The sequence below is a fragment of the Flavobacterium sp. genome, from assembly GCF_039916025.1.
GTDB lineage: Bacteria > Bacteroidota > Bacteroidia > Flavobacteriales > Flavobacteriaceae > Flavobacterium.
Window position 1 is genome coordinate 1 of the sequence record NZ_JBDSMB010000045.1, and the last position, 10,499, is coordinate 10,499.

Annotated in this window: 9 protein-coding genes; 1 reads left to right on the forward strand and 8 read right to left on the reverse strand. The window is 33.0% G+C overall.

Annotated elements, in window-relative coordinates; all coding sequences use genetic code 11:
* The 4 genes from ABIQ27_RS02505 to ABIQ27_RS02520 form a co-directional block, all read right to left on the reverse strand.
* The coding region (locus ABIQ27_RS02505) for a DegT/DnrJ/EryC1/StrS family aminotransferase (protein WP_348031745.1) at positions 1 to 182 on the reverse strand (182 nt) is incomplete at its 3' end.
* On the reverse strand, positions 183 to 956 hold the full coding sequence (locus tag ABIQ27_RS02510) for an FkbM family methyltransferase (protein WP_348031747.1): 774 nt from the start codon (positions 954 to 956) through the stop codon (positions 183 to 185).
* 3 nt (positions 957 to 959) lie between these two features.
* Positions 960 to 2,222 carry a polysaccharide ABC transporter ATP-binding protein gene (locus ABIQ27_RS02515; RefSeq protein ID WP_348031749.1) on the reverse strand — a complete coding sequence of 421 codons (1,263 nt, stop codon included), beginning with the start codon at positions 2,220 to 2,222 and terminating at the stop codon, positions 960 to 962.
* Positions 2,223 to 3,122, reverse strand: coding sequence for an ABC transporter permease (locus ABIQ27_RS02520; RefSeq protein ID WP_348031760.1), 900 nt, complete (start codon positions 3,120 to 3,122; stop codon positions 2,223 to 2,225).
* Positions 3,123 to 3,234: 112 nt separating this feature from the next.
* On the opposite strand from ABIQ27_RS02520, the gene ABIQ27_RS02525 reads away from it, so the two are divergent.
* On the forward strand, positions 3,235 to 3,975 hold the full coding sequence (locus tag ABIQ27_RS02525) for a CpsB/CapC family capsule biosynthesis tyrosine phosphatase (protein WP_348031750.1): 741 nt from the start codon (positions 3,235 to 3,237) through the stop codon (positions 3,973 to 3,975).
* 6 nt (positions 3,976 to 3,981) lie between these two features.
* Here ABIQ27_RS02525 and ABIQ27_RS02530 read toward each other — a convergent pair whose 3' ends face one another.
* The 4 genes from ABIQ27_RS02530 to ABIQ27_RS02545 form a co-directional block, all read right to left on the reverse strand.
* Entirely contained in the window at positions 3,982 to 6,390 is a 2,409-nt protein-coding gene (locus ABIQ27_RS02530) for a polysaccharide biosynthesis tyrosine autokinase (RefSeq protein WP_348031752.1), read from the reverse strand.
* A gap of 3 nt (positions 6,391 to 6,393) precedes the next feature.
* Positions 6,394 to 7,152 carry a polysaccharide biosynthesis/export family protein gene (locus ABIQ27_RS02535; RefSeq protein ID WP_348031754.1) on the reverse strand — a complete coding sequence of 253 codons (759 nt, stop codon included), beginning with the start codon at positions 7,150 to 7,152 and terminating at the stop codon, positions 6,394 to 6,396.
* A gap of 115 nt (positions 7,153 to 7,267) precedes the next feature.
* Complete coding sequence (locus ABIQ27_RS02540) at positions 7,268 to 9,214, reverse strand: nucleoside-diphosphate sugar epimerase/dehydratase (protein ID WP_348031756.1); 1,947 nt, start codon at positions 9,212 to 9,214, stop codon at positions 7,268 to 7,270.
* A gap of 62 nt (positions 9,215 to 9,276) precedes the next feature.
* A complete protein-coding gene (locus ABIQ27_RS02545; RefSeq protein WP_348031758.1) occupies positions 9,277 to 10,413 on the reverse strand; it encodes a DegT/DnrJ/EryC1/StrS family aminotransferase in 1,137 nt (378 codons plus the stop codon).
* Between the last annotated feature and the right edge of the window lie 86 nt (positions 10,414 to 10,499).

Below are 10,499 nucleotides of genomic sequence, written 5' to 3' on the forward strand. Positions count from 1 at the left end.
AATGGAATTGTCCCGTTATTGGTAATTATAATATTAGAAACTGATAAATAATCTTTTAGTTTTTCTTCCAGTTCCAAAACCAATTCTCCCCTATTTGTAATCCATTGATTATCCCAGGCACGTTGCACTTGCTTGGTATATTCTTCAATTGGCGGCAAAAAAGTTTTGGTTACAGTTATCATTTAAGATGTTATTTCATAAGAGTCAATAATTCCATTTTTTTTGATAAAGGCTAATTCAACAAGCCATAAAACATGTAAAGCTAATGGTCTGTTTAAATCGGTGATTTCAAATAAGCGATAGCCGTTTTCATCCATAAAATTAATCATTTTTAAAAAACTGTTATCAAACTCTTTAGCCACAACTCCGGCTTCGACCATAAAAATTTCTGTTTTGCCAAATAGTTCGCTGGCACCTTTTAAAACTTCAATATCCAAACCTTCAGCATCAATTTTGACAATATCCGGAATTGGCAAATTGTTTGATTTTATCAAATCGTTTAGCGTAATAATTGGAATATCAACCTGTTTATAGCCCCGTTCTTTGGCTTCATCTTCAGTATATCTGAATGAACAACTATCATCTCTATCAACAATCGTAAATTTAAACGAGCCCGACTTAGAACCGGCGCCAGCCGCATGATATGTTATTTTTGAATTGGTATCAAGCAAATCCTGAAAGGAAGGTTTAAGCCATTCCTGCGGTTCTATCAAAGTAAAATGTGCATCCGGAAAGTATTGCAATACTTCTCTTGTCCATGTGCCGTGATTCGCACCAATATCGACTATATGCTTTGGTGACAAACCCATTTTTTTTATATTGGTAAACAAGGTTTGCAACAATAGATTTTTGCCTTCAGGAAGCGCAGCAAGTTGCTGTGTTTTTCTTTGATAACCAAGTTTGTTGAATATTGGCTTTGAGAATTTAAAAAATATATTTTTTGTTTTCTTTTTCATTATTTATTCTATTGACCAGTCAAAGACCGGCTTTATAAATCCTGGTTCTTTTCCCATCCATGAACCCATTGATCTTTGGCCTTCCTGAATGTTGAATACCATTATATCTTTTTCGACAAACAATGTTGATTTACCGCTTTCAATTACATAAAAATTCAAATAATAAGTTCCGATGTTTAGAAAACCCTTTGGCAATTTACATTTTATTTTATTTAAGCCCTGTTTTAAATTGACACCTGAATTGATATGCGAAAATGTGAATAATGCTTCTCCAAGCTCATTGTTTAGTACAAAAGTCACATGTAGCTTATTTTTTTCATTCTTTAATGTAAAATGAGCATTGATTTCTATTTCCTGATATTCGTCTAAAACCTCTTCTTCTGATTTTCCAACCGGATTTACTGAAATTTGATGCAATGCAAATTCTGGTTTATCATATTCGATGCCAAATGCTTTCTGATTTTGGGTTTCCGAATTACCGCTTAAGTAATAAGCTACTGCATTCTCAACTAAGTCCATTTTTTTTATCAGTCCGTTTTCCAAAACTATAGCTTTGGAACAAAGGCTTTTAACGGCTGCCATATTATGGCTGACAAATAAAACTGTGCGTCCTTCACCCTGACTAACTTCGTTCATTTTACCCAAACATTTCTTTTGAAAATCAGCATCTCCGACAGCAAGAACCTCATCTACAATTAAGATTTCTGATTCTAAATGCGCAGCTACAGCAAAAGCCAATCGGACATACATTCCGGAAGAATAGCGTTTTACCGGAGTATCTATATAGCGTTCTACACCCGAAAAGGCAACAATCTCATCAAACTTCCGGGTAATTTCCTGTTTTCGCATTCCTAAAATTGCGCCGTTCAGATAAATATTTTCTCTTCCTGTCATTTCGGGATGAAACCCAGTACCGACTTCCAACAAGGATGCAATTCTGCCTTTAGTATAAATTTTTCCAGTTGTAGGTTGTGTAACCTGACTCAATATTTTTAAGAGCGTACTTTTCCCGGCACCATTTCGGCCAATAATTCCAACGGAATCGCCCTGGTTTATTTCAAAATTGATATCCTGCAATGACCAAACATAATCACTTTCTCCTTTAGATGAGCGGTCGTTTGCTTCTCCAATTTTCAAAAAAGGATTATCTTTACCCTGAACAGAATGCCACCAACGCTTAAAATCATCACGCACAGTCCCTGTACCGACAAGTCCTAATCGATATTGCTTGGAAATATTCTCAGCTTTTATTACTACTCTACTCATCTATACCGTATCCATAAAGGTTTTCTGCACCTTATTAAAAACTAATACACCAATGGCTAATATACCAACCGCAAAAAAAGTTGGATATAGTAACATTCCAATGTGAAAATTACCTACTCCTAAATACGCATAACGCATAAAATCAAACAGACTAACTAACGGATTCAAATTCATTACCCAGGCATAACCTTTAGGTACCGATGAACTTGGATAAATAACCGGAGTTGCATACATAAACAATTGCACACCAAAAGTGATTAACTGCGTTAAATCTTTATATTTTGTGGTCATAGCTGATAAAATCAGTCCAATTCCCATTGAGATTAATGCCATCAAAACAATAATATATGGCGTTAGCAAAACCCAAAGGTTAGCATGAATCTGGCCCTGCAAAATATAGTAAACAACAAAGCACACGAAAAGGAGGAATTGAACTCCAAACTTCATCAAATTTGAAATTACTATAGTCAAAGGCATAATCAGACGAGGGAAATATACTTTGCCAAATATATTAGCATTGGAGTTGAAAACACTAGAAACATTCGTTAAACAGTTGGAAAAATAATTCCACAACGTAATGCCAGCCATGTAGAAAACAATCTTAGGCGCACCATCTGTTGATATTTGTGCAATATTTCCAAAGATAATTGTAAAGGTAATGGTAGTTAAAATTGGTTGAATAAAAAACCACAAAGGACCTAATAAAGTTTGTTTATAAACCGTTACAAAATCGCGCTTTACAAACAGAGCAAGTAAATCTCTATAATGCCATAATTCTTTTAACCGTAAATCAAAAAGAGAGGATTCAGATTGTATAACCGAATCCCAATCCTGAGTTTGATTATAGCTGTTTTTTATTGTCTTAATGATGGTAGTATTTAAAATTGTCCAACTGCAAATATATAAATTAGCTATACCGTAAAAAAGAATTGAATCGTTTTCTTTATTAAACCAGCATCTTTTACATCAAATACTTTATATTTTACTAATTTTACAATTCAAATAAAATATTTTGATTCATTTTTTCAAACAAAAAAATCCTTATTTAAGAGATTTAATTCCAGACAACTTCATTGATATCCATTCTCATTTATTGCCCGGAATTGATGATGGAGCTACTTCTATTGAAGACACTACATCCTTAATAAAAGGTTTGGAGAAAATTGGGTTCAAGAAATTTATCACGACACCACACGTAATGGGTGAAGTTTGGAAAAACACAAGTTTTGAAATAAAAGAAAAACTAGCTGCAACGATACAAGAACTCCAGTTTCCAAATATTGACAAGCGTTTCAAAGCTGCTGCTGAATATATGATAGACGAAGAGTTCAGGGAATTATTCAAAAAAGAACAACTGTTGACATTAAAGGAAAATTATGTCTTAGTTGAAATGTCGTATATAAGTCCGTCACTTCAATTGTATGATATTTTATTTGAATTACATGCTGCCGGCTATCAGGCCATTTTAGCGCATCCTGAAAGGTATAATTTTTACCATCATTCATTAGACGATTATAAAAAACTAAAAAATGCAGGCTGTTTATTTCAGATGAATATGTTATCAGCAACAGGTCATTATGGTGAACATGTTGCTAAAGTTTCAAATACTTTACTAAAAGAAGGCTTAATAGATTTTATAGGTTCTGATGTACATCATACCCGTCATTTGGATTCACTTCAAAAAAGAGTTGTTTTGAAAAATTATGAGTACCTAACTCCAATTTTTCAAAACAACTCTTTTTTTGATTTTTGATGGGTTTTACTTTTTAAAGATTGAAAATATCCTTTTCAAAAAGGATGGTTTTTTTCCATCTTCATTATCATAGCCATAACCATAGCCATAAGCGTAGTTATATTTGTAATTATAACCATAACTATAACCATATCCTTTGTAATTAGAACCAACGTTATTAATTACATAAGCCATGTTTTTCAGTTTACCTTTTTCACTCAGATTCACCGAAAACTCTAATATTTTCTTAGGCGTATAATCAGCTCTGACAACATACAACGTAGTGTCGACTAATTGAGATATTATTAATGTATCGGTAACTAAAAGCGTTGGAGCCGTATCCAAAATAATATAATCATATTCATTTTTGGCTTCCGTAATAAGTTTATCTAAACGACCATTTGATAACAATTCTGCCGGATTTGGTGGAATTATTCCTGATAGGATGATATCTAAATTATCATTTAACAGACTTTGCTTAATTACTTTATGCCAATCGACATCTATATTATGCAAATAATCCTGAAGCCCTAATTCGTTTTTCTTAACCGTTAGATAGTTATGTAGCTGTGGGTTTCTAACGTCGGCTCCAATTAACAATACTTTTTTATTCATTATAGAAAATGAAATCGCCAGGTTTAAGGCTGTAAATGTTTTACCTTCTCCTTTTATGGTTGAAGTAACCATAATCGTTTGAGCTGTTTTTTCTTTTTGCAAAGGGAAAATATACATCAGGTTGGTTCTCAAAATCCTGAAAGATTCACCGAGCAAAGATCTGTCATTACTGCTTGTTACTCTAATATCCGAATCGATATGCGGGATTTCAGAAAGTATAACTCTGTTTTTAATGTATTTTAAAATATCGTCTTTAGTGTGGATTTTATCATCAAGCAAATAGCTTATGTATAAAATTAAAAAAGGAATCAGCAAGCCAATAAGCAATGCTCCCATATAATATGAGCTCTTTCTTGGTGCAATCGGGTTTGCATCTGTCAGTGCATAATCTACAACTTTAATTGATGAAGAAGTAATCGCCAGGTTAACAGCAGCTTCTTCTCTTTTTTGCAATAACAGGATATAAAGTGATTCTTTTATATTTCGTTGACGCTCTATCGAATTCAAAATTTTCTCATTGTTCGGTATGGCCCGGAACTTATTTGTAGAAGTTCTTTTTGCTGAGTTATTTTGTGAAAGAGACACTTCCAACTCTCTTTGATACGCTTTAATCGACTCAAGGATATTTTTTTGAAGTTCCTGCAATTTGCTGTTAAAAAATGTAACTCTCGGATTATTTTCACCAGCACTGACTAATATTCGGTCTCTTTCTAAAACAACAAGATTAAAATCAGACAATAAACCATTTACGTTCCCATTTGAAACTCCAATATTGGTAGGAAGTAAATTTAATTTCTTATCGGCTTTTACTGTTTGCTCTAATATTTTTGAAAGTGCTATTTGCGTTTCTGTCTGAAAAACATCAGTGTTAGCTATACTTTTTCCAGTGGTAGCTGAAGCTGCATCGGATTCAATAAATGTTAATTCGTTGTTGCTTTTATAATTTGCTTTATTGGTTTCGATAGAATCTAATTCGCGCTCCAAAGACTTAAATCGATTGTTGACGAATTCAATGGTTTTCTCTGAAACTAGCCTTCTGTCATTTAAACCATCAATATCATATTGCTTGATGATTTCATTCAATATAGCTTCTGAACGGTCTTTATTGCTTGAACTTAATGAAATGGTAAGTATGTCAGAGTTTTCATTATTGTTTACAATTTTCAGGCTATTAGAAAGGCCTATAACTGTTGATTTAATAGAGGAATGGCTTATCAAATACTTTCTTTCTATAAGCGCATTTACATTGGTTCCAATCTGAAGCTGCAAATTAAAAGGTATTCCCTTTAAAGACTGAACGGAATTAAAAGGAAAAACTTTATTGATTTCTGTTCCATTAAAGGAAGTTATTTTATACCCGTTTTTAACGATTTCAATTTCTAAAGAAAAAGACTTTGTGTCCATGTCAAGACTTGTGCTTAACCAATCTATATTGAATGGCCTATTCTTATATATCTCAATATTATTCAAATAACCAACATTAAAATACTGGGTATTCAAACTCAAATTTTTAACTACCTGCTCTAATAATCTATTGGATTTTAAAACTTCTATCTGATTGTCTAAATTTACTTTTGTTTTCGAAAATGATGTTATCCCTGCACTAGGTAATACAAACGAGTTTTTCGAATCATCGATAATTTTAATATTAGCTTTTGACTCATAAATAGCAATAGTATGACTCAGGTAATTTTTAACAACAAAAAAACAAACTAACATAGAAATCAAAAACCAATACCAATAACGTAAATACCTAAATATTTGGTCTAAAATATTAACCTCGCTTTGACTGTTTTCTGATTCAAACTGAATATTCTCCATTAATTATTTTTTTAACAATAAGTACATAGTTATCCCAAACGAAATAATTCCTAAAGTAGTTCCAAGGCTGTTCAAATAACCAGCTGTTGTAATTTTTGGGCTGTTAGGATTTATTATAATAACATCGTTTTGCTTAACATAATAATACGGACTGGAAAACCAATCAGAAGAAGTTAAATCTACGTGTGCAAATGTTCTCACACCATTAACTTCTCTTATTATCATTACATCTTTTCTAACTCCGTTTATAGTTAAATCACCTGCCAAACCAATAGCTTGATTTAGAGATAAATTCTGCTCAAGATAGCTGTATGTTCCCGCCATTTTCACTTCACCCAAAACGGTTATTTTACTATTGATTACTCTAACACTTACTTTTGGTTCTTTAATATAACCACCGTCACTAAGCAATTTTGATATTAGAGTTTGAGCTTCAATAGTAGTTTTACCAGATAAATTGATAGTTCCTAAAATTGGAAAAACAATTGTTCCTTCCTGAGATACTAAATATCCCTGAATTCTATAAGTCTCAAGGTTCAAGTTAGTATTTGTATTTATTTGAAGGTTAAACGGTTCTGCTGATTCAGGTACTAAAGCTGTAACTTTTATAAATAATATATCATTTATCTGAATTGAAGTCGACAAATAGTTGATGTATTCTTGAGATCCGTCTTTTAAATCCTGGTAGTAAAGAATATCTTTTTTACTCGCACAAGAAAATATTGTTAAAGAAAGTAAGAGTAAGAATATTTTTTTTATCATTATATAGAGTTTTATTGGTAATCTTTTTGACAAAACTTATCGTGTCTGATTTTGAATTGGCAAAGCTACAATTTGATTTTATATTTTTAAGTAGATAAATGCATTAAATAGTTATTTATTCAATGTCCAGCACTTGAAACTCTGAATTCATACTTTTAAATTCAGGGACAATTTTTTTCATTATGGTCACGATGTCCTGACTGGATTTTTTGTGGGCAGTTGCAATTAATTCTGTAATAGCTATTTTAACATCTTCAAAATCATCAATGGTATCCTGCCCAATCATTATTTTCGTATTGTGAGTAGGCAATGTTTTTGAGGTATCGTTGAGCAATTCTTCAAATAGTTTCTCTCCGGGTCTTAATCCAATGATTTTAATATTGATGTCTTTATCAGGTATAAATCCTGCCAAACGAATCATCTTTTTGGCTAAGTCAATAATTTTTACCGGTTCACCCATATCAAAAATATAAATCTCACCTCCATTACCCATTGCTCCAGCCTCAAGTACAAGCTGGCAGGCTTCAGGAATAGTCATAAAGTATCTGATTATTTTTGGATGCGTAATGGTAATTGGTCCGCCTTCCTGAATTTGTTTAGTGAACAACGGAACTATAGAACCATTAGAACCCAAAACATTTCCAAATCTCGTAGTAATGAATTTGGTGATGATTTTTTTCTTTGAATTCATAAGGTGATAATTCAGTGACTGAACATATTTTTCCGCAATACGTTTACTCGCTCCCATGACACTGCTTGGATTCACGGCTTTATCTGTAGAAATCAATACAAACTTCTCGACAAGATATTTACTCGACAAATCAGCAAGGTTTTTTGTTCCAATAACATTGGTATAAATTGCCTGCGATGGATTTTCTTCCATCAAAGGAACATGTTTGTAGGCTGCGGCATGATATACAAAATCTGGTTTGTACTTTTCAAAAACCATTTCAAGCGCATTATAATCTTTTATGTCAGCTAATACCGGTCTGATTTTGACTTCATTCGATAACTCTGAAATTTCAAGATGCAAACTGTGCAATGGTGATTCTGCTTGATCTAAAATAATTATTTTATATGGGCTGAAATTAATGACCTGTCGCACTATTTCACTTCCAATAGAACCTGCGCCGCCAGTTATCATAACTGTTTTGCCTTTAATTTGGGCTGAGATTTTCTTATCGTCTAAAACAATTGGCTTTCTGTCCAATAAATCTTCAATGGCAAAGTTCTTTAACTGATTGGATATTTGTTTTTGATCTTCCCAGTCAGTAATTAACGGCACTGTAAAAACCTTAAAGTTATATTCCAAACATTCTTCTACAATTGCGATAGTTTCTTCTTTTGTTAAACTCTTTTCAGCGATAATAAGCGATTCCGCATTAACAGAACGTAAAATCGCGTGAATGCTCTTAGTTTGATTGATGATTGGCAAATCGAGAATACTCTTTGAGGTTTTATCCTGCTTGAATTTATCGACAAAAGCAACCACATTGAATCGTGATGGTTTTTCTGTTTTTAAAGCATTGGCAACCGAAATAGCATTGGCATCAGCACCATAAATAACAGCTCTTATTAATTGTTTCTTATCTTCAACCTGCAAATATTTTTCGAAAAAGTTTTTGACCAGAATCCTAAAAAGGAATAATAATAAAAAGGAAATAACATAAGTAATAAATAACCCTGTAGAAAGCAGTAATTTATTCCCTGCGATAATTTGAAATGAATAATTCGCAACCATCAGCATCAAATAGGAAGTAGACGTTGCTACTAACAATTTAACACCATCTATAAAAGTGGAATGTCTTATAATCCCGCTATAAGTTTTAAAGAAAACAAAGAAAATCGCATTTGCCCCAACAACTAAACCATATTGAGAGATAACACTAATAGTGTCATAATGCTTAACATTTAAACTATGAACAATAACATAGGTGATAACACAAGCAACGGTTACAATAAATACATCAATAGCAAAAATAATCCATCTTGGTAAATAACCAATGTTACGGAAGCTTTTGTTGGACATAGTTCCTTTAATTGCCTTGGATATAGGGTTCATGTTTCTTTTGTGAGTGGCAAATTTAAGCTAAAATATTCTATTTTAATTTTTAGACAAAAGTATTATTCAAAAAATCGATTAAGCGCATGGCTAATTCTTCCTTTATCATCATCAGTCAAATTTGATCCTGATGGTAAACACAATCCATTTTCAAAAAGCTGCTCAGCTACTTTTCCACCATAATAAGGATACTTTTCAAATATCGGCTGCAAATGCATTGGCTTCCATAAAGGCCTGGATTCTATATTCTCGGCTTCCAGCAGCAGTCTTAAATCTTCTGTTGTTTTTCCTAATTTAACTGAATCTATTACAATACACGATAACCAGAAATTTGAATGAAAATCAGTATTAGGTTCTTCCGAAACGGTTACACCTTCGATGTCTTTAAAGAAGTTTACATAAAAATCATGCATTTCACGTCTCAAATTCACATGGTCTACTAAAACTTCCATTTGTCCTCTTCCAATTCCAGCGCAGATATTGCTTAGTCTATAATTATAACCAATTTCAGAATGCTGATAATGAGGCGCATTATCTCTGGCTTGTGTTGCTAAAAAGACTGTTTTGTCTTTTATGTTTTTTGAATGGGTAACCAATGCTCCTCCACCAGAAGTTGTGATTATTTTATTTCCGTTAAATGATAAAACGCCAATATCTCCAAAAGTGCCACATTTTGTACCTTTGTAGGTACTTCCTAATGCTTCTGCGCTATCTTCGAGAACCGGAATTCCATATTTTTCGGATATTGCTTTGATTTCATCCACTTTAAAAGGCATTCCGTATAAGTGAACCGGAATTATAGCTTTTGGCTTTTTACCTTTCGAAATTCTGTCAACGATGGCTTGTTCCAGTGCAATCGAGCACATATTCCAGGTGTCAGTTTCACTATCGATAAAAACCGGAGTTGCTCCGAGATATACTATCGGATTAGCAGAAGCTGAAAAAGTAAAACTTTGACAAATTACTTCATCACCAGCCTGAACTCCCAATAAAATCAAACCCAAATGAATAGCCGCTGTTCCTGAACTAAGTGCAGCAACAAATACATCATCATTTAAAAAAACCTCTAAATCCTGTTCAAAACCACTGACGTTTGGACCAAGTGGCGCAATCCAATTCGTATCAAAAGCTTCTTTTACAAACTGCTGCTCATTTCCTCCCATGTGTGGAGAAGAGAGCCAAATCTTAGTATTATTCATTATCATGAAATTTTATTGGCTTAGCCGGAATTCCAACTGCTGTGCAATTTTCAGGTAAACTTTTTGAAACTACAGCACCTGCTCCA